Source organism: Oceanicoccus sp. KOV_DT_Chl, from assembly GCF_900120175.1.
In the GTDB taxonomy this organism is placed as follows: domain Bacteria; phylum Pseudomonadota; class Gammaproteobacteria; order Pseudomonadales; family Dasaniaceae; genus Oceanicoccus.
In genome coordinates this window covers 608632-628065 of record NZ_FQLF01000002.1, presented here as the reverse complement: position 1 = coordinate 628065, position 19434 = coordinate 608632, and the positions used below count along the sequence as shown (strand labels likewise).

Sequence of the window (19434 nt, the reverse complement as noted above, 5' to 3'; positions counted from 1 at the left end):
TGAGTAAAACGTGCCCCGATTGGGCGATCCATAGTGTCTTGCTGTAAGCGCTCATGCCGTCAATTAGCTGCTAGTCCAATGACGTTAAAAATATTGATGCTCGTTGAAATGAAAAATGATTATTTAATGTGGGAGATGAACGCTTCAGGTTTGATAACGGACGTTATGATGACATATTTGTAGGGAGTTGTGTGGGCTCAAAGGTGCCATCAGGAGTCTGTCAGATACGTAGATTTAAGAAAATAACCGACATTGCTCATCTCATCGGTATATGCATTCTGACAAGCAAACTTAATATGTTAGTGCACCAGGATACACTATCCCGATGCACAGATAGCCTCAGTGGTCATTACCCATTTTAAAGCCCATTGGATCATCAGATATGGCATTAGTTTGACGATAAATTCCGGTCACAGCTACACCATCAGCCTCCTCTAGTTTGGCGCCCCATAGTTTTGCAATGGTAGGTGCAACATCAATCATACGAATGAAAGGTATAGTATAGCCCTCTCTGAAAGCCGGCCCTGAGGCGATAAAACCTGTTGCCATTTCAGGCATCTCAGGGAGATAGCCATGCATGCCCTTAATGGCAGGCAGAGGAAGAAAGACTTCCGGTGTTTTTGCGCCGGTGAGCATATAACCTGATGCCGCTGCCAGCGCAAATGCGGCCCCGGGGTAAGATCCCATCTTCTCCAGATCATCTTTGGCGACAAATGAAACAAGGTGGCGAAGTTTCGTTTCGGTGAAGTGCTTAAACTTTGCAGTCATCTCCGCTACCTGCTCTGGAGTCGCCTGCTCACCGGGATAAAATGCACCGGATCCACCCAGCACCATCGGCGTTAATGAGGCCATAGCCGCGCGGTCACCGCCGGCCAACTGCCTCAGCAGAGCATAGACATTGATGCCGGTGTGTACCGGCACAAAACCATGATCACCAACAATGATGAAGTTGGTCTTATGCTCCAGACCGGCCTGCCTGACCGCATCCCGCAGTTTGCCGATAGACTGGTCGATCAATTCAAAGGAATGCATTGAGCCTGCATCGTCGGGACCTGAAAAATGTTGGCGGTGATCTGCATCCAGAAAATGAACCAACAATAACTGGGGGGTTTTCTTTTGGATCAGCTTGACTGCCAGATGAGTTGTCAGCTCATCCAGCTGCTGACCTCCATCGGGATGATCAAAGGAGGCGATAGATGTTGGCGCTCCCTCTTCAGCCAGCGCTTCGTATAGACCCGGGGTGCTACCCTGCCTTATCGCCTCAACGGGATTACTCAACCCAAACGATAGATTTTCTGGCACCAGATAATCGACATTTGCCCCATAAGTCGCCGGCCAGGTCACAATCGCCGTCTGCAGGCCCTGCTGCTGAGCGGATTGCCAGAGGGTCTGGGCCTTGATATCTGCAGCCTGTAAATACCATTCGACACTCTGCCCCTTGAAATTGTTGACGATACCGTGGTTAGCCGGATTAACTCCGGTTACCAGACTGGTATGGGCTGGATAGGTCACCGATGGAAAAACGCTGATCATCCGCTCCGCTCGCGTACCTGACGCCGCCAATGCCCTCAGGTTCGGCACCTTTAGCCCCTTGGCATCTGGGTTCAGATAGATTTCGGGACGCAAGCCATCGATTGAAATCATAATGACGTATTGTTGTTCCGGTTTTTCAGCCCAGACGACTGCGGACGCCCCCAGCAATAGGTAGGACATGGTCAAAAGGTACTTAAGCATAAGGTTTACTCCATTTAAGTTATACTTAGTATAAAATTATACCAAGTATAAAAACAACCTACTTGTGTTACAATCGCGACATAATCAAAACAGCCAGATAGAGACCGCAGTGGGATTAAGAGAACAGAAAAAACAACAAACCCGTCAGCGCTTGCTGGCAGTCGCGGCCACTTTATTTGATCAGGCGGGGTTTCAAGCCACCACCGTTGACGAAATAGCTGCCCAGGCAAATATAAGCCGAATGACATTTTTTAACTATTTTGCCAGCAAGGAGAAAGTGCTGGAAGCACTGGCAATAGACTGGCTTAACCACCACAGTGCGCTGTTCGAAATCATGATCGGTGGTGAAGGCACCCCAGAAGCCGTCACACCGCCAGAATTAACTAAGCGCTTAGATGTGATCATCAAGCATCGCAAGTTCCTTAAAATGGTTGTTCAGCACTCCCAACTGTTCAACAACTTCAGCGCCTCTTCTGAAACACCCGACCCGTCGGTGACGCCTTATATGGCGAGTCACTTCCAGAATCGCTTAACCCGAGTGCGTGAAGCCCAGCAGCAGGGAAGCGTCAGAAGTGACATAGAAGCTACCGAAATCTGTCACTTATATGATGCAATGCGCAATGATATTGTGGGTCGCTGGCTAATGGACGATGATGCGACCGAAAAACAACTGAGGAAACGTTTTAGTGGGGCGATGCGGTTATTCTTATCAGGACTGAAAGAACAGGGTAATTCGTAGTAATTCAGGTCTGACCGTTACCAATTTTTCAGAAGGTGCTTGTCGGGCCTGGATTAACATCTAAATCGATATTAGAAGTCGAGACTGTAAATAATTCGGTGTAACTGCCAAGGCTTAAATATAATCAGTTAAACTGTTTTCGAACTCAATCATAAACCGGTTCATGGCCGTTCGCCAATTCCTTATCGGCATCGTCCATTTTTTTGATGCCTGTTGTCGTCTGGATGGCCGAGACTCTCACGCGTTCCGTGATGCTGGAACAAGCTTTTTAATAAATACGGTGGTGTGCTATTCGCTATTTAAAAACCGTTGGCATCACATACCAAGAATAAACTTTGCGTATTAATAGCGACTCCGCCCCTTCGATTCCTTCAAGGGTTGAATCACATCATCCTGCCCATTAATTTTAATTTCCAGTGTTAATTGCAGTAGCATCCCCAGCTTCCCCTCGGGAAAACCTTTGTTGGCAAACCACAATAAATAGTCTTCAGGTAAATCAATTAATGGCCGCCCTTTGTATTTACCAAAGGGCATGGCCATATTGGCGACTTTTAGTAAATCTTCTTTTTCAAACATGGAAGAGGGGCTTATTCAGCCATCGCTACGCTGGCATGATAGTAGCCATTGATAATATCGGTTTGGGTCAGAATGCCGATTAATTCGTTATTGCGATTGACGACCGGCGCGCGACGGATACCTTCTTCGCGAATAAGCTCTACTGCTTCGAATAAGGTGTGGTCTTCCAATATAGTCAGTGGATCGGGTGTCATAAAGTTTTCAACGGATAGTGAGTCCCAGCTAACATCTGCGAGCATGTCTGCAAGGATGGTGACCATATCGCGCTCGGTGATAATACCGACGGGTTTGTGATGTTCGTTGATAACAACCAGGCAGGAAAATTTCTTGGTATGCAGTTGCTTTACTACATCAGTTAGTAAGGTGTTGGGCATGCAGGTAGTGACCTCTCGGGTCATAACATCAGTGATCCATACATCACGCATAAGCTTGTGTCCGTTTTCTGTATTATTAAAACAGGCTAGTTTCAGATTTAAAGCGATCGCCAAAGCCAACTATGAAAATAGAAGCTTTAGTTTATTATTTATAGCACAAAGTTATTAAACTGCTTACTCTGCCGAGTTTTCTGTTTCAGTCTTTGGGGTATTGGCAGCTGAATTGGTCGGTATTGGTGCATTTTTGGATTGCTTTAGTTGCTGGCGTAGGGACTTGGGGATTTGTTTCAGGGTGAGAGTGCCCGAGGCTTCATCGAAAATAATATCCTGGCCCATCATATCCGCCGAGAAACTGATACTCATGTTCTTATCGCGGCCAAAAAAACGGACATAGCGTTTGAGACTGCTACGGTCAGTATAAATCTCTGATTTGGGTGATTGTTGATTGGTAGTTACAAACTGAGCAAAGGCTGAGGGTTCTTGTTCGTTTAATTCTGAAGAAATGTCCTCAAACACTACTGGTGAGCCTTGTTTGTCCTGAGCAACACAGTAGTCAAGAATTTTGCCTTTGTACTCGCTGACTTTGTCTGACGGCAGCGAACTGGCATACTCATCAACAATATGCAGGAATTCGCTGGTTTCTTCGACTATATCTATACCGGATGAAAAGCCGATAAAACCCTCAAAACCATCGCTGAGATTTTTGTTGCCGCGACTAGTGATGATAGAGAGGTATTTTTGCGAATCCTGTTCTTGCCATTCTTCCACAAACAACCGAATCCCAAATTGCATTTTACTGCTGTCGATATATCGGGCTGCACCGACATCCATATTACTGTCAATGACGTTGGCATCGACATGATTGATCCAGAATATATAGAGTTGATCCTGCTCCATAACCGTTTCTAGCGCGATCATGATATGTGCGCTAAACGCTTCATCATTGGCGCCCATTTTCTGCTGCAAGTGCTCTAACAAGCGCTGGGAGTTGCGGGCAAACGGTGTTTTACCTTGCAGGTGCTCCAGTAGCCAGCCTGGTACCGGGTTATCAGTTTGCTCGCGGTCAAAGTGGCCATATTGTTTTTGGCTGCTGCGTTGGTAGCTTTGTTTCAGTTGTTCAAACAGTGAGTAGGCCGCGCCTGAGCAGTTGTTTTCTTGTTCCCGCAAAGTGGTGATGACTTCAGCCCCGGGGACTGCGCGTTCGATATGGTGGATGATGCAGTGTTTTAAACTCATAGTGATGGCGAGTGGTTATATTTTGGGTTATTAGAATAGGGTGGCGTTTAATTTAGTGCGCGCTAAAAATTTGAATAGAGTATCCGGTTTCCAGTGCTTCTTTTAGTGCCGGGTCTGCGTTGATTAATTTGTTATCAACGAGAAAGCGCTCTTCAATAAGTTTGCGTTTTTCAATGATGGGGCGTTCAAACCCCTGTTGCAGCAAATAGAGTTTGCAGAGCTGTTCAGCACCATACAAATCTTTGAAATTGATATACAAAATAAAGGGGACTTCTGCGCCAGCCGGGAAGTCTTCTAGCGCTTTAAGGGTGCGTGCATTGGCAGAAAAAACGTACATGGTTGTCGTGGTCTTAAGTTGGAATTAATAGGTTGAGCAAGTTGCCGGATCAGGCTTTCTTTGCGGGCGGGCATCATAGCATGATAAAGAGCAGGATGTGGCGGCAAGATAGTTGGGTTTAATTGGGTATAAACCGCTTAAAAAGTACACATTTCTCCTGTTTTGTGAACTATTACCATAGGAGGCTAATTAGTTGATCTATATTATTGCGCGGTTGTTAATTTAGTAGTGATGTCGATGTTTATGTTTCTTCCCTTCTCACCTTATAAGTTTGCTCTGGCCTTTGTATTGCTGGTTTTCGCTAGTATGGCTTCTGCCGTTACCGTGCGGTTTGATGATATGTTGACTATTAATGATGCCCGCAACCGGGTTGTTGCTAAAGGCAATAGTCAAGTATGGATCGAGCCACTGGCGGTTATTAATAAAGCGATTGTGGCCCGTAACGCATCAATGGACATCGATGGTGGTGATATTGAGAAATTGATAGGTCGCGGTGCAGCGGCCATTTCAGTGACAAATAGCAGTATTGGTAAAATTCGCGTGCGTGGTAATAGCCTGCTGAGTCTGGATAATGTGTCAGACCTCAAGCGGCTGGTCTTGATTGGTAATACTCAGGTTAACTTCAGAGCTACAGACGTAGCTTATAACGGCAAGTTTCTGACAGGTGTTTGGGCTGATGGTAGTGACTTTTCTATTCGCACTGTTAACCGCAGTGGTTATTTGGTGAATGGTTTACCCGCGTCCGTATCGGTGGTTGCACCTAGTCAGGTGCCATTACCACCAGCGGCAGGTTTTTTTGCGGCGGCGATGGTTGGCTTGAGCTTGCTGGGTCGTAAAAGGGCTTTAGGGCAAACGCTTTAGGTTCGTGTTCAATGCGTTCAGGTCGCCTGCAGTGTCACTGTCTGTGCGTGCTTAGTTTTAATGCTTTTTCGGTGTTGACGCTCTGCCATTAACAGCAGGCAGAGCATCCCCTTTCATTAATTGCAGTTGGCTATTCATGCCGCAAACTGCCAATCCATTTCAGTTACCATGGCGCTGGTTCGAATAAAGTATTCTGCTGGGTAGCAGTTGCCTTTTTCATCGATAGAAGCAGCATGAATAATTGCTTGAATATCACCTTGTTGGTCATAAATTGTGGTTTCAAACCCTTTGCCTTTTACCTGCTTGGTGTAGGTGTCAGCCATGTGCTGACGGAACTGGCGATAATCAACTTGGGTGAATACGCGGTTGCTTTGCTGTGCTGATTTCATGGTTTCGTCCTTTTATAAATAGTTTTAATCTGCGTTATTGAATGCGTTGGTTTACTGCTTGTATTCGTTATAGTTCGAGTACTGTATCAATAGTCATACATGTGTTTATGATCAGCACTGTATGTTTATACATATTAGTACTGGATGCTTATACAGCAAGTTTTTTAATAAAAAATATTGATTTTTTTCATTATACGATCGTATAGTGACGGTTGTGCGGCGACTGACCCCAGTGGCCAATAATGATTAAGGGCGTATGAAGATGTCAGAGACTTCACCAGCTGAACCTAAAATTTATCAGTTTAATCAAATAGATAACCTCGATGTTGGCGGTAAGGCATACGGTCTTTCGCGATTACAGGCCATGGGGTTGGCGGTACCTGCGGGGTTTGTTATCTGTAATGCCCAGACGGGGTGCTATCCGGTTGATTTGGATGAATGTTATGCCCGGATCGGCGCAGGTAAGGTGGCGGTGCGCTCATCTGCGCAAGGGGAGGACGGTGAAGACGCCTCTTTCGCCGGGCAGTATGAGACCGTACTGGATGTCTTCGGGCCGCAAGCCTTAAGGCAGGCTATCGATCAATGTGTGGCATCGATTAGCGGTGCCCGGGCGGCGGCTTATCGTGAGGATGCTGGCGCTGATACGGGTAGTAAGGTGGCGATGAATGTGGTGGTCCAGCAGATGGTAGAGGCCAGAGCAGCTGGCGTGGTGTTCACGGCGGACCCAGTGAGTGCCAGACGTGATTTACTGGTGATAGATGCGGTGGCGGGTTTAGGTGAAGCGCTGGTTAGCGGTGAGGCCACACCTGATCACTATGAAGTTGACCGCAACGGCGACATTGTGGAGCGAGAGTTGGTCGGTACTGAAGCAATCCTCTCCGATCACGAAATTAATAGCCTTTGGCGTGAGGCCAAGTTGGCGGTAGCGCATGAAGGACAGCCGCTCGATTTGGAATGGGCGATCCATCAAAGTGGTGAGCTGTTTTGGTTGCAGGCTCGCCCCATTACCACATTACCCGCTGATCTTAATGAGTTTGATGTAGAGCTACCGCGACCCGATGACGTAGTAACGATTAGTAATGTCAGCGAAATGATGCCTGGTGCAGTATCTCCGTTGACTCAAAGCTTTACGGGTTGGGGGATTGATTACGGTTGCCAGCACATGCAAGTGACGGTGGGCGCGCGGGAGAAAATTGATAGGAATTGGCAAATTACCTCCGCAGCCTACGGCCATTTGTTAATTAATCTGACCGGTAATACGGTGATGAGTGCCGGTATCTTTGGTTCCGATGCAGCACGAACCGGGCAAACCTTGTGTGGGCGCTTGGTGCCCGAGCTAAAAGATTTTCCACCCATGCCATTCTGGAAGCGCTGTATCAACATGCTGCGTTTGTTCCGCTATGTCATGGGTGCAGAAAAAGCCAGTCGTCAATACACTGAAAAAATGCGTCACTTTCAGTTGGAAAAACGCGCTGATAGCCAATCCATGTGGCAAGAAATTGCAGGCAAAGTGAGCTTTTATGAATATTCGATGGCGGTGCACTTACAAACCTCGGCACTATCGGGAATGTTGTCATCGATCGTGGAAAATATGGTGTCTGGTAAATCCAACGACAGCAGTGCGGAGGAACAGGGCGAAACTGTGCGTTTATTAGCTGGTGCTGAAAACGTTGAAAGTGCGGTGATGCTCGAGCAATTGGATGCGCTAGTTGATCGCATTGCTGAACACCCGGACGCTGCGGCTAGTTTTCAACAAGCAAATACAGAGCAGGCCCTCAGCTGGTTGCGGCAAACCCAGCCGTTAAGTTTTCAATTTGCTGAATTTCTACAGCGGCATGGCCATCGTGGCTATCGCGAACTGTGTATGCGTGACCCGGCTTGGGGAGATAACCCGCAGCCACTAATTCAAAGCATGCAGGCTGCGGTTGCTGGTCGCTTATTGACCGGTTCCGGTAGAGCGATGCAAGCAGAGAAAATCGATTACGCTGCACTGAGTCGAGGTTTGCGTTGGGTTTTACCGAAAGCCCATGCGGCGATCCGTCGCCGTGAACATACTAAATCCCTACTGGCGGATAGCTCCCATCGTTTTAAGCGGGCGTTTCGGCATTTGGGTGGATTGCTAGCTGAAGAGGGTAAATTGCCGGACGCGGATCTGGTCTGTTTCTTCAGTCTGGAAGAATTGGCTGAGGTGGTGCCCGCTTTATGCACAGCGGACGGTAAAGCCTATTGGGTGGCAAAAGCACAAAGTCGGCGAGATGCACTGCCATTCCAGCAGCGCTTACAGTTGCCCGAAGTTTCCGTGGGTTTACCGCAGCCGGTGCGTCAGGGGCCCGTTGACGTTAAAGATGGGGTCATGGTGGGGCGACCTGCTAGCCGTGGTGTAGTCGAAGGTGTGGTAAGAGTTGCGGTTAATCTGGAGCAGGCGGCGCTATTGCAAGCCGGAGAAATTCTGATTACGCCCATTACCGATATTGGCTGGACACCTTATTTTAGTTTGATTGCCGGGCTGGCCACTGACTTGGGCAGTTCTGTTTCACATGGTGCGGTTATTGCCAGAGAGTATGGCTTGCCTTGCGTCGTTAATACGAGACAGGCGACGCAATATTTCAATACGGGTGATAGGGTGAGATTGGATGGAGATACAGGCTCAGTGACTCTGTTAGAGCGTGCTTAGGTAATTAAGTTTGCCATTCTAAATCCCGCGAATAACAGCGTATAATGCCGGCCCATTATATAGGTTGGTTGATAGGGAATTTTGAATGCATGCTTCGGTAGTAAAAAACTCCAGATTAAAACGATTCTTACCAGTGCTGATCATCATTGCTGCGATTCTAATCGGTCGGGGAATGGTGCTCATGCAATCCGCGCCGGCAAAAAAAGTCAGAGTTGAGCCTCGTCCTCATGTCGAAGTCCTCACCATTCAGCGCAGTCCCATTCAATTAACTGTCAATTCGCAGGGTACTGTGCAAGCCAAGCGCAGTATTGAGTGGGCAAGCAAGGTGGCGGGCCGGGTAACTTGGGTGGCGCCAGAGTTTGTGGAAGGCGCGGCAGTAGCCGCGGGGCAGTTGTTACTAAAGCTTGATCCTATTGATTATCAAGTGGCTGTTGCGCAGGCGCAATCCAGCTTGGCCGATGCTAATTTAACCCTCACTGAAGAACGTAGCGAATTACGGCGTGGGAATGCCTACCGGTCCAGCAATCAGCAAGCAGATAATAATAGTTTACGCCAGCCTAAGTTGGAGCAAGTTGAAGCACTGGTGAAAGCCGCGCAGGAAAAATTACGGCAGGCACAGGCTGATCTAAAAGCGACTGAGATTACTGCGCCATTTACCAGTGTGATTGACAAGAAACAAGTTGATTTAGGTCAGTACATCTCTGCAGGCGCTACATTATTTAATTTACTGGGCACCGATATCGTAGAAGTACGGTTGCCGATTACGGCGACAGATATAGGTTTTATTCACCTGCCCAAGGCGGGTGACAATGATTATGCGCCGGTGCAGTTAAACGCGAGTTTTGGTCATGTACTGCAATCCTGGCAGGGAAAAATAGTACGTGTAGAGCGCAGAGTCGATAGTACAACCCGCACTTTTTTTGTCGTTGCTGAAGTAGATAGCCCTTACGACGAAAATTTACATGCAGTTCCTCTGTCGCTAGGTTTGTTTGTTGACGCGAATATTCAGGCGGAAAAATTAGCTAGTGGCGTTCGTGTTCGTCGCGATGCCATACACAATAATCAATATGTGTATTTAGTCGAAGATGAGAAGTTAAAACAACGAAGAGTGACGGTGGCACGGCGCGAAGTCGATAGTGTGGTGATCACCGATGGTTTGTATGATGGTGATCAACTAGTCCTGACCAAATTGGATTTAATGGTGGATGGCATGCCGGTTATGGTGATGCCGACGAAGACACCGGATAGTGTAATACCTGAAGCGAAAGAACCGCCAGCGATGTCAGCAGGATCTGATAATGAGTAAGCTGCCCTTGGAGACCGGGATTATTGCCTGGATGGCACGCAACCCTGTGGCGGCTAATTTGTTGATGCTGGTGGTTATGGTTGCTGGCATTCAATCCATATTCACCATTACAAAAGAAGTTTATCCCACTTTTTCCAATGAAATGATCACCATTACTGTGCCTTATCCCGGCAGTTCACCAGTGGAAGTTGAGCAGGGAATCCTGATTAAAATCGAAGAAAATATTCAGGATATTGTCGGCATTGAAGAGATTGTTTCTACCGCCAGTGAAGGCAGTGGTGTTGTCACCGTTGAATTCGATCCCGGCACGGATATGTCGGCCGCCATTAATAAAATCAAAGTTCGGGTTGATAGTATTAATTCGTTTCCCGCCAATGCAGAGCCGCCTATTATTGAAGAGGTTTTGAATCGGCCGCGCGTTATTAATCTTACACTTTATGGTGAGCTTGATGAATCACAGCTAAAAAATTTAGCCGATGAAATGCGTGATGAATTGTTGGCATTGCCGGGTATTACCCAGGTAGAGGTGAGCGGTAGTCGCGACTATGAAATCGCGGTAGAAGTGTCTAATGTGTCACTGCGTCAATACGGTCTGCAATTTGATGATGTGGTTAATGCGGTACGAAATCAATCAAAAGATTTACCCGGCGGAAAGCTGCGCACTGATTCGGGAACCATCAGCCTGCGTTCAATGGGGCAGGCGTATACTGCACAGGAATATTCCGATTTAACATTGATCAATCGTCCCGACGGCACTCGTGTGCGCGTAGGTGATGTGGCGACTGTTATCGACGGTTTTGAAGATCAGCCCTTATTGCGTCGCTTGAATGGGCGTTCCGGCATTACCTTAAAAATAATGCGGGTGGGTAAGCAAAGCGCGCTGGAGACCAGTGATCGGGTATATCGCTATGCGGAAAATGTCAGCCAACGTTTACCGGCTGGCGTTGAAGTCAGTGTATGGGCTGATCGCATTAAAATTTTAGAAAGCAGGATGAACCTGTTGTTAAAAAGTGCAGCACAGGGTGTGCTGTTAGTGATGATTACGTTGACGTTATTTTTACAAACCACAGTCGCTTTCTGGGTGGTGATGGGGCTGCCCTTTTGTATATTAGGTACGCTGCTGGTAATGAGTTTTCCGGCCGTAGATTTGTCGATTAATATTTTGTCCCTGTTTGGTTTTATTTTGGTGCTGGGGATTTTGGTAGATGATGCCATCGTCACGGGGGAGAGTGCCTATCATCAGCTAGAACAAGAAGGGGAGGGTGTCGAAAGTATTATTCGCGGCGTTAAACAGGTGGCGGTGCCGACTATATTTGGTGTGTTGACAACAATATTGGCGTTTATGCCGCTGTTATTGTTGAAAGAAGGTATTGGTCATTTATTCAGTTTTACCGGTCCTGTCATTATCATTTGTTTGCTGTTTTCGCTGGTCGAGACCAAGTTGATTTACCCGCTCATTTGCGGCACTTGGTGGTGCGAAAGCAGACACAGTTGAATACAGACTCGCCTAAAAACGGCGTGCTGGAACGGTTGGGAATCGTGCAGGCACGAGTAAGCCTGGGATTAAAAACTTTGCCCAGTATCGCTATCAACCAGTGTTGGTGAAGGCTGTTAAACATCGTTATGTGAGCTTGGCAATATTTATTGCTGTTTTTATTATTGTGATAGGTTTTTTACAGTCAGGTATTTTACGTTTTGTATTTTTCCCCAGTGTGCCTGCCAACTCAATGAAAGTGACGTTGCAAATGCCGCAGGGCACCTCTTATCAAAAAACCCATGAATATGCTTTGCGCATTGAGCAGGCTGCATTACAGGTCAACGAGGAATACCGCAAGCAATGGGGTAAGGATGTGATTGCTGCGCTCGAGGTTGAAGCAAAGGCGGATAATGAAGCCCGGATAATGGCGGAGTTGGTGTCTAGTACCGAGCGCGATGTAACGTCGGTGGCATTGGCAAACCGCTGGCGTCAGGCGATTGGTGAACTACCTGGAGTTAAAGCCTTATCTGTTGATGCCAGTGCCGGTTTTAGTGGCTTGCCAGTCAATATTGAATTGCAGTCTGACGATTTAGATCAGCTGCGGTTAGCGGCGGACGAAATCAAGCTGGAATTGTTAACCTTTGATGGTGTATTCGATGTGCGTGACACTTTTGACGCCGGCGGCCCTGAAGTTGATATTCGTATTACTCGGGAGGGGCAGGCTTTGGGGCTGGGTCAGGCTGAGTTAGCGCGGCAAGTAAGGCAGGCGTTTTTTGGTGCCGAGATTCAACGCTTGCAACGTGGTCGCCATGAAGTGCGTGTTTATGTGCGTTTCCCCAAAGAACAGCGCGAAAGCCTGGAAACGCTGCGCTCGATGTGGGTGCAGTTGCCGGACGGCAGTAAAGTGCCTTTTGATGTCGTCGGGACGATTGTTGAAAGTACCGGTGTGAGTACCATTAAACGGATAAATCGTCATCGTGTGGTAAATGTGCAGGCTGATGTCGATAAAACCAGAACCAGTTCCAGTGCCGTCGTTAATACGATCGAGCAGGAAGTGATGGAACAAGTTTTGGCTCGTCATCCTGCAGTAAAATACCGCTTGAGCGGTGAGGCAGAAGAGCAGGAAGAGAATACCAATAGTTTATTGATTGGTACGCTGGTGATGTTGATATTGGTTTATGCCGCGTTGGCGATTCCGCTTAAGTCGTATGCCCAGCCCCTGATTATTATGCGGTGATTCCTTTTGGTGTAGTGGGTGCTTTTTTAGGGCATATGATTTTTGGTTTGCCGCTGAGCGTTATTTCAATTATCGGTATTATCGCGCTAAGTGGCGTAGTGGTAAATGATAGCTTGTGCTGGTGGATTATATCAATCACCGCTGTAGAGAGGGTTTGGCTTGGTGTGATGCGGTCATGGAAGCGGGAGTACGTCGTTTTCGTGCGGTTATTCTAACGTCGCTGACGACGTTTATGGGCTTGTTGCCAATTCAGTTAGAAACCTCTATTCAGGCGCAATTTCTGAAACCGATGGCAGTATCGGTGGCGTTTGGAGTGTTGTTTGCTACTACTGTGACACTTATTCTGGTGCCAGTGCTGTGTTTTATTGTGGATGATATTCGACAGTATCGCCATCGTGCTAAAGCGGTTGTTGATAGTTGAAGTGGTCGTTTGAGTAAAGTGCCCGGGCAGCTTGCTACTATCGATCTTGCAAGTTATTCCCAAACTTCACGTAATGGTTCACCAAAATCATCATAGATAATTTTTTTGCGGGGACGGCGGGTGCCGGGTTTTGTGGCGGGGCTGCTGGTTTACGTCGAGCATCAATGGCCGCAATCACTTCTGGTACATATGTGCGGCCAGTTTTGGGTTGCTGAAAGACTGCATTATCACTTTTTAATGGCCCATTTGGGTTAACCCGGCCGCTCAAGCCACGCTCCACTTCTTGCACAGCGCCGCCTTGATCGAGATAGTCAGCCATTTGCTGCTCTATTTCGTTGCGGATATCAGATTTGCTAACGGGTCGTTTCACAACAAGAATTCTTTGTCTTTACTATTGAATAAAATGTAGGCCAGTTGCGTAGCATAACAAATTAAGCGCTATTATTCTGCTCGATCTCCTTGTGGTCGATTTCCAGGTGTTTTTCCGGGGTAGTTTGCGCGGCCTCATTATGGTTTTCATAAAAGGAATGAGAGGCGTCAATGCCGCTAGATAGAGCGGATATCTATAACTTGGTGCGCTTGTTAAGCGGGCATAAAAAAACCGGCATCGCGGACGATACCGGTTAAGACCACGAGCTGAGTTAACTAAATCTAAAAGCGGTATATACCCTGTATCGCAACTGTGCGAAAACGATCGGTTCTGGCGAAGTAGCTTTCGCTGCCTTGGTCACCTTCATTAATAATATTGATTGGCGCATCATTGATGTAGCTGCTGGTCTCTTCATCGGTGAGATTTTTGCCAATAATCGCCAGCTCCCATGTACCATCAATCTGGGCCAGCGCTAGCCGGACATTAATTTTGGTAAACGCATCAATTTCGGTGTGCGCATCTTCGTCTTGGGCGGTAAAAAAGCTATCGCTGTAGTTGATATCGGCGCGGGCACTAAATTCGAGGCGGTCACTGACATAGGTCACCCACTCGATATTGATATTGCCGGAAAAGTCCGGCGCATACTGCAAGGGGGCGTCGGTTAGATCCTGGGCACAATCGCTGCCAGGTACGGAGGCCGAAATTTGGCCAACGGTACAGGCGGCATTATTAAAGTCAGCGTAACTGGCATCCAGATAAGACAAGGCACTGCCGACTATCCAATGTTCATTGACAGCGTATCGAACATCCATCTCGACACCTTGGGTGACGGATTCGCCAGCATTGACGACCACAAAGGTTACGCCGGACAAAGCACTGGTTTGCAAGTCTTCATACTCACTGCGGAACATGGCCATATTTAAGGTCATTGCGCCGTCCAGCAATGTTGACTTCATGCCAATTTCAATGGACTCCACCGTCTCTTCGCCGAATTCCAATGTAGCTAAGCCGGTACCTCCTGCGGCGTAGGTGCCGAGATAAAATTGATCGTAGCCGCCATCTTTATAACCCGTACCTACCGAGCCATAAATCATCACATCTTCATCGACGTTGTATTTCAAAATCGATGACCAGGTTACCTCTGCATTATCGCGTTTTTCACTGACGGCATGGTCGGCGGCAAACGATGTGACAAGGATGTCGGTATCTACAGTTTTATCAATCTCTTTTTTGTCGTCACCATAACGTAAACCCAGCGACCAGCTGAGGTTGTCATTGATGCTCCAGTCGACTTGGCCAAACAGGGCTAACGTTTCGCCTTGCTGATCAAATGCATTGACTGCGGAGCCGGTAACAAAAACAGGCAAAAGACGAGCAGTAAAAATATCGGTAATTTCTAACTCCGTTTGCTCCAGATAAACACCCGCTAAATATTCGAAGTCGCCAGAGGGCTGATACAGCACTCGAAACTCCTGACTGAGTTGTTCGAATTGTTCCTCGGTGGTGCGATCAAGTACATCGCGAATACTGTAATCGGCATCGGCAATAATATCGGCATCGTAAGCGCTAAACGCAGTAATGCTGGTGAGGGTAATATCGTCGGTCTGATAGTTCAGCGTGAGCGCGTACAGCTGACTTTTGATCTCTGTGCCGGTAAAGATATCGCCATTGGCATGGGTGTTATTTTCACTCTTATCGTCCAGAGTGGCGTCGCTGGGGCCAATCAGATGACCGAAGCCATCGAAGGGGTTGATGGGGTCAACTCGAAACAGCTGCTCGCTGCTGCCGGTTTCATCAAAGTCCGTCTGCTCGGTTCTAAAGGCAACTTCCAGTTCATCGGTAGCGTCCCAGATCAAAGTACCTCTAAGTGCGTATTCATCCATATCCGGCTCGGAGGTGTCTGCGATTTGGTTTTCCAGAAAACCATCCATGGTGTGGTAGCGACCGGCAATACGACCGCGCACGTTATCTGTTAAGGCGTTCGATACTGCAAAGCGGGTATCCCATTCTTCGGCATCGGGTTCATACAGCGTATCCACATAACCACTCAGGTCGATAGTAGGCTCTACGCTGGTGATGTTAATCGCACCACCGATGGTGTTTTTACCAAATAGGATGCCCTGGGGCCCCTTTAATACTTCGACCCGCTGTAGGTCTAAAAAGGCCGCTCGCGATTGCTTGCCGCGACCTAGATAGACACCATCAACATAGGTGCCGATTGAGCGTTCAAAGCCCAGATTAACGCCCGAGCCAACGCCACGAATAAACAGACTGTCATCAGCGCCGGTTTTGGCGATGGTGACATTAGGCATCGAGGCACTGAGCTCCTCCAGATTAGTAATATTTTGTTTTTGCAGGTTTTCAAAACCAATAGAGCTCACCGATACCGGCACATCCTGAACGGTTTCAAATTGCTTGCGGGCGGTGATAATGATCTCTTCCAGAACGATGTTATCAGCCATAGTATGAGGCACGATTAGCTGACTGCTCGCAATGGTTATTGCGGCCGCCATCAGGGTTTTTGCTAACCTTGGCGGGCTTGTTTTTTGTTGCTTGGTATTTGTCATGGTGTATAGCTCTGTCGTTATATTTATAGGTCATTGATAGCGATTAAAATATTTAATAGCTCGTCTCCCTGACGCTTTTTATAGAGGTGTTTGCTTTAAATAATAAAGCTCTTCCTTGTCGCTATCGTTAATACGCTGTTTGCATAATCGAGAGTGGTTGAAACGGAACGCACGAGGAGTAAGGGTAAGAAGAAGTACGGCTATTTATCATTTGACCGTTGGGGTTAACAGCAGCTGACCCCCAATACTTCCTGGATAAAAGGCTTATCCTTCGTGAGCGGGGCATCATAGAAGTATGGCAGTGCTTACAGTAGGTCATATAGCGTCAACATATTCATTTCCGGAGTGATTGGCCGGTTGCTGTCGCTACTATGTAGTGATTTCCAACGAGTCTTTTATCGTCAATTAAATCGCTATGCCTGATAAGGGCGTGTGTTTATTACTCGGACTTTATTGAGGGGCTATGGTTCTGGTAACTGCTCGGGCGGAGCTTGCAGCGGTTGTTTTTGCTTTTGCTGTGTTTGCCATAAATCAGCATAGCGGCCGTTTTTTTCCAGTAGCTGTTGATGGTTACCCTGTTCTACCACCTGGCCCTGGTCGAGAACCACAATATTGTCTGCATCCACAATAGTGGAGAGGCGGTGAGCAATAACCAGACTGGTATGGTTCTGGGAAATTTCATTAATCGCTTTGAGGATGGCTTGCTCGGATTTGCTGTCCAGCGATGAAGTGGCTTCATCAAAGACCAGAATCGGTGGCCGTTTAAGAATGGTACGGGCAATGGCGACACGTTGTTTTTCACCGCCGGATAATTTTAACCCGCGCTCGCCGACGCGGGTGTTACGGCCTTCGGGTAACTGGCTAATAAACGTATCCAGATGTGCCAGTCTAATAGCTTCTTCTACTTCTTCATCACTGGCATCGGTTTGGCCGTAGCGTACATTTTCAAAAATACTGTCGTTGAACAACACCGTGTCTTGCGGCACGATACCAATAGCTTTACGTAGCGAATGTTGGCTGACGTGTTTTATGTTCTGATCATCGATGGTGATATTGCCAGCGGTGCTATCGTAAAAACGGAATAATAGTTTTACCAGGGTGGACTTGCCGGCGCCACTGGCACCGACGACAGCCACTTTTTGACCGGCGCCGATGGTGAAGCTAACATCTTTTAAAATGGCGCGGTCCGCGCGGTAATCAAAACTGACTTGATTGAAATGAATCTCACCCTTGCTTAATGTCAGCTCGCTGGCATTGTCGCTATCGGTGACTTTGGGTTGAATCGCTAGCAGTTCAAACATCTTTTCGATATTGGCCATGGAGCCTTTAATTTCACGATAGACAAAGCCGAGAAAATTGAGCGGCATAAACAGAATCATCATGTACGAGTTGACCGCGACAAAATCACCAATACTCATTTCGCCAGTGCTGACATGGCTGGCAGCTAACCACACCATAGCGGTGGTGGCGGTGGCAATAATCAGCGCTTGGCCACCGTTTAAAGTAAATAGCGATAGCCTGTTTTTACGACGGGCGTGTTCCCAGCGTTCTAGTTCGGTGTCGTAGCGATTGGCTTCAAAGTCTTCGTTGGTAAAGTATTTGACGGTTTCATAATTCAACAGGCTGTCGATGGCGCGGGTGTTGCTCGCTGAGTCGGCAATATTGGCTTCGCGTACATACTGGGTGCGCCACTCGGTCGCGATAATAGAAAAGATTACGTACAGAACCACCGACACTAAAATAATCAGCGCAAAACCGATGCCGTAGTTGTAAAACAAAATAGCCGCAATCATTAGCACTTCAATCAGGGTGGGGAAAATATTAAACACAAAAAAGCGCATTAAAAAACTAATGCCAGTAGTGCCACGCTCAATATCCCGGGCCAAGCCGCCGGTGCGACGATTTAAGTGGAAATCCAGGTCCAGCGCATGAATGTGGCGAAACACCTGTAAACCAATGCGGCGCATGGCGCGCTCGGTAACGCGACCAAACACCGTGTCGCGAATCTCACCCATCAATACATTGGAAAAGCGGGCAAAGCCATAGGCTAATATCAGTGCAATCGGCACCACGATAAGGGTGTTACTAAGGTTTTCAGTATTCAGTGCATCAACGACGTGTTTGAGCAGGAAGGGTCCGGCAACGTTGGCGACCTTGGCCAGCAGCATGCAAATCAGCGCTATGCCGACCCGCTGTTTATGCAGCAATAAATATGGCCAGATAAATTTAATAACGTGCCAGTTAATGGAGGCGTTGGGCTCGTTATCAAAATTACCGTGCTGCATAAAGGGTTCCGCGTAGGTTGATCGTTGGTTAATCGCTGCTGCGGCCTAGTATAGGGGAAAAGCGCTGGCGAGAGTGGCGCCAATAGCGATCAATTTTGGTGTTTTCTGTTTAGGGAGTTGGTGGTGAGCGTGCTAGAATGCCGGCTTTTGAATCGAAGAGAGCGAATTATGTCAGAGAAGTATTCCACAATAGAGCAGCACGCCAGTTACGGCGTTGGTCGTCAAATGGGTGATCAGCTGGCTAGTCAGGCATTTGATGGCGTTGATAGTGAAGCCGTAGCGCAGGGTGTGATGGATGCCTTGGGCGGCAAGCCAAGTGCAGTTGATGAATCTTTAATCAGAGCGGCGTTTGCTGAAATCACCAAGCGGATGGAAGCCAAACAGGCGCAAGAGGCCAGCACTAAAGCAGCAGATGGCGAAGCGTTTTTGGCCGGGAATGCCAAGCGCGAGGGTGTTACTGTCACTGCTAGCGGCTTGCAGTATGAAGTCATGGCGGCAGGTGATGGTGACAAGCCAACTGCCAGCTCAACCGTTAGAACCCATTATCACGGTACATTAATTGACGGCACTGTGTTCGACAGCTCCGTGGATCGTGGTGAACCCGCCGAGTTTCCAGTCAATGGCGTTATCGCTGGTTGGACCGAAGCATTGCAGTTGATGGGTGTGGGTTCAAAGTGGCGTTTATTTTTGCCTTACCAGCTAGCCTACGGCGAGCGTGGTGCTGGTGGTGCTATCGGCCCCTACGCGGCATTGGTATTTGAAGTCGAATTGCTGGCGATTGTCAGCTAAGCGTAGGTTCAGTCAAGCTATCCAATACCCGCTCACAATGTGCTTGTGTGCGGGTATTTTGT

16 protein-coding genes and 1 pseudogene are annotated in these 19434 nt (G+C 47.8%); 8 read left to right on the top strand and 9 right to left on the bottom strand.

Annotation, left to right across the window (positions count from 1 at the left end; translation table 11 throughout):
* Positions 1-339 precede the first annotated feature (339 nt).
* Complete coding sequence (locus UNITIG_RS06595; protein ID WP_101757666.1) at positions 340-1734, bottom strand: alkaline phosphatase family protein; 1395 nt, start codon at positions 1732-1734, stop codon at positions 340-342.
* A 109-nt stretch (positions 1735-1843) separates the two neighbouring features.
* Between UNITIG_RS06595 and UNITIG_RS06590 the strand changes: the two genes are divergently transcribed.
* Complete coding sequence (locus UNITIG_RS06590) at positions 1844-2473, top strand: TetR/AcrR family transcriptional regulator (RefSeq protein WP_101759208.1); 630 nt, start codon at positions 1844-1846, stop codon at positions 2471-2473.
* A 342-nt stretch (positions 2474-2815) separates the two neighbouring features.
* On the opposite strand, the gene UNITIG_RS06585 is transcribed toward UNITIG_RS06590, so the two are convergent.
* The 4 genes from UNITIG_RS06585 to UNITIG_RS06570 form a co-directional block, all read right to left on the bottom strand.
* Entirely contained in the window at positions 2816-3049 is a 234-nt protein-coding gene (locus tag UNITIG_RS06585) for a DUF3820 family protein (RefSeq protein ID WP_101757665.1), read from the bottom strand.
* Positions 3050-3060: 11 nt separating this feature from the next.
* Complete coding sequence (locus tag UNITIG_RS06580) at positions 3061-3474, bottom strand: CBS domain-containing protein (RefSeq protein WP_145999109.1); 414 nt, start codon at positions 3472-3474, stop codon at positions 3061-3063.
* A 123-nt stretch (positions 3475-3597) separates the two neighbouring features.
* The gene (locus tag UNITIG_RS06575) at positions 3598-4659 is read right to left on the bottom strand and encodes a nucleoid-associated protein (RefSeq protein WP_101757663.1); all 1062 of its coding nucleotides are present in this window, start codon (positions 4657-4659) and stop codon (positions 3598-3600) included.
* 52 nt (positions 4660-4711) lie between these two features.
* The gene (locus UNITIG_RS06570) at positions 4712-4996 is read right to left on the bottom strand and encodes a hypothetical protein (protein WP_101757662.1); all 285 of its coding nucleotides are present in this window, start codon (positions 4994-4996) and stop codon (positions 4712-4714) included.
* A 237-nt stretch (positions 4997-5233) separates the two neighbouring features.
* On the opposite strand from UNITIG_RS06570, the gene UNITIG_RS06565 reads away from it, so the two are divergent.
* Entirely contained in the window at positions 5234-5857 is a 624-nt protein-coding gene (locus tag UNITIG_RS06565; RefSeq protein ID WP_101757661.1) for a hypothetical protein, read from the top strand.
* A gap of 134 nt (positions 5858-5991) precedes the next feature.
* On the opposite strand, the gene UNITIG_RS06560 is transcribed toward UNITIG_RS06565, so the two are convergent.
* Positions 5992-6246 carry a hypothetical protein gene (locus UNITIG_RS06560; protein WP_101757660.1) on the bottom strand — a complete coding sequence of 85 codons (255 nt, stop codon included), beginning with the start codon at positions 6244-6246 and terminating at the stop codon, positions 5992-5994.
* Positions 6247-6508: 262 nt separating this feature from the next.
* Here UNITIG_RS06560 and UNITIG_RS06555 point away from each other — a divergent pair, with 262 nt between their 5' ends.
* The 5 genes and pseudogenes from UNITIG_RS06555 (at position 6509) to UNITIG_RS25000 (ending at position 13361) form a co-directional block, all read left to right on the top strand.
* Positions 6509-8920 (top strand): PEP/pyruvate-binding domain-containing protein, encoded by a 2412-nt coding sequence (locus UNITIG_RS06555; protein WP_159931107.1) that lies wholly within the window; start codon positions 6509-6511, stop codon positions 8918-8920.
* Positions 8921-9005: 85 nt separating this feature from the next.
* Positions 9006-10226, top strand: coding sequence for an efflux RND transporter periplasmic adaptor subunit (locus tag UNITIG_RS06550; protein ID WP_101757658.1), 1221 nt, complete (start codon positions 9006-9008; stop codon positions 10224-10226).
* Positions 10219-11721, top strand: coding sequence for an efflux RND transporter permease subunit (locus tag UNITIG_RS25010; protein WP_101757657.1), 1503 nt, complete (start codon positions 10219-10221; stop codon positions 11719-11721). Before UNITIG_RS06550 ends, UNITIG_RS25010 begins: the two co-directional genes overlap by 8 nt.
* A gap of 106 nt (positions 11722-11827) precedes the next feature.
* Positions 11828-12940: an efflux RND transporter permease subunit gene (locus tag UNITIG_RS25005; protein ID WP_159931106.1), complete on the top strand. Its 1113-nt coding sequence runs from the start codon at positions 11828-11830 to the stop codon at positions 12938-12940.
* 35 nt (positions 12941-12975) lie between these two features.
* Positions 12976-13361: pseudogene (locus UNITIG_RS25000) on the top strand (efflux RND transporter permease subunit).
* 37 nt (positions 13362-13398) lie between these two features.
* Here the strand turns inward: UNITIG_RS25000 and UNITIG_RS06530 are convergent.
* From UNITIG_RS06530 to UNITIG_RS06520, 3 genes are all read right to left on the bottom strand, one after another.
* Positions 13399-13731, bottom strand: coding sequence for a hypothetical protein (locus tag UNITIG_RS06530; RefSeq protein ID WP_235015293.1), 333 nt, complete (start codon positions 13729-13731; stop codon positions 13399-13401).
* Positions 13732-14012: 281 nt separating this feature from the next.
* Positions 14013-16298 carry a TonB-dependent receptor gene (locus UNITIG_RS06525; protein WP_101757654.1) on the bottom strand — a complete coding sequence of 762 codons (2286 nt, stop codon included), beginning with the start codon at positions 16296-16298 and terminating at the stop codon, positions 14013-14015.
* Positions 16299-16759: 461 nt separating this feature from the next.
* On the bottom strand, positions 16760-18583 hold the full coding sequence (locus tag UNITIG_RS06520) for an ABC transporter ATP-binding protein/permease (RefSeq protein WP_101757653.1): 1824 nt from the start codon (positions 18581-18583) through the stop codon (positions 16760-16762).
* A 168-nt stretch (positions 18584-18751) separates the two neighbouring features.
* Between UNITIG_RS06520 and UNITIG_RS06515 the strand changes: the two genes are divergently transcribed.
* Positions 18752-19372 (top strand): FKBP-type peptidyl-prolyl cis-trans isomerase, encoded by a 621-nt coding sequence (locus UNITIG_RS06515; protein WP_101757652.1) that lies wholly within the window; start codon positions 18752-18754, stop codon positions 19370-19372.
* The last annotated feature ends 62 nt before the right edge of the window (positions 19373-19434 follow it).

Bases quoted from the DNA above. Each gene is read 5' to 3' on its own strand.
- UNITIG_RS06595 (WP_101757666.1), bottom strand. From the start codon at position 1,734: ATGCTTAAGTACCTTTTGACCATGTCCTACCTATTGCTGGGGGCGTCC.
- UNITIG_RS06585 (WP_101757665.1), bottom strand. From the start codon at position 3,049: ATGTTTGAAAAAGAAGATTTACTAAAAGTCGCCAATATGGCCATGCCC.
- UNITIG_RS06580 (WP_145999109.1), bottom strand. From the start codon at position 3,474: ATGCGTGATGTATGGATCACTGATGTTATGACCCGAGAGGTCACTACC.
- UNITIG_RS06575 (WP_101757663.1), bottom strand. From the start codon at position 4,659: ATGAGTTTAAAACACTGCATCATCCACCATATCGAACGCGCAGTCCCC.
- UNITIG_RS06570 (WP_101757662.1), bottom strand. From the start codon at position 4,996: ATGTACGTTTTTTCTGCCAATGCACGCACCCTTAAAGCGCTAGAAGAC.
- UNITIG_RS06565 (WP_101757661.1), top strand. From the start codon at position 5,234: ATGTTTATGTTTCTTCCCTTCTCACCTTATAAGTTTGCTCTGGCCTTT.
- UNITIG_RS06560 (WP_101757660.1), bottom strand. From the start codon at position 6,246: ATGAAATCAGCACAGCAAAGCAACCGCGTATTCACCCAAGTTGATTAT.
- UNITIG_RS06555 (WP_159931107.1), top strand. From the start codon at position 6,509: ATGTCAGAGACTTCACCAGCTGAACCTAAAATTTATCAGTTTAATCAA.
- UNITIG_RS06550 (WP_101757658.1), top strand. From the start codon at position 9,006: ATGCATGCTTCGGTAGTAAAAAACTCCAGATTAAAACGATTCTTACCA.
- UNITIG_RS25010 (WP_101757657.1), top strand. From the start codon at position 10,219: ATGAGTAAGCTGCCCTTGGAGACCGGGATTATTGCCTGGATGGCACGC.
- UNITIG_RS06525 (WP_101757654.1), bottom strand. From the start codon at position 16,298: ATGACAAATACCAAGCAACAAAAAACAAGCCCGCCAAGGTTAGCAAAA.
- UNITIG_RS06520 (WP_101757653.1), bottom strand. From the start codon at position 18,583: ATGCAGCACGGTAATTTTGATAACGAGCCCAACGCCTCCATTAACTGG.
- UNITIG_RS06515 (WP_101757652.1), top strand. From the start codon at position 18,752: ATGTCAGAGAAGTATTCCACAATAGAGCAGCACGCCAGTTACGGCGTT.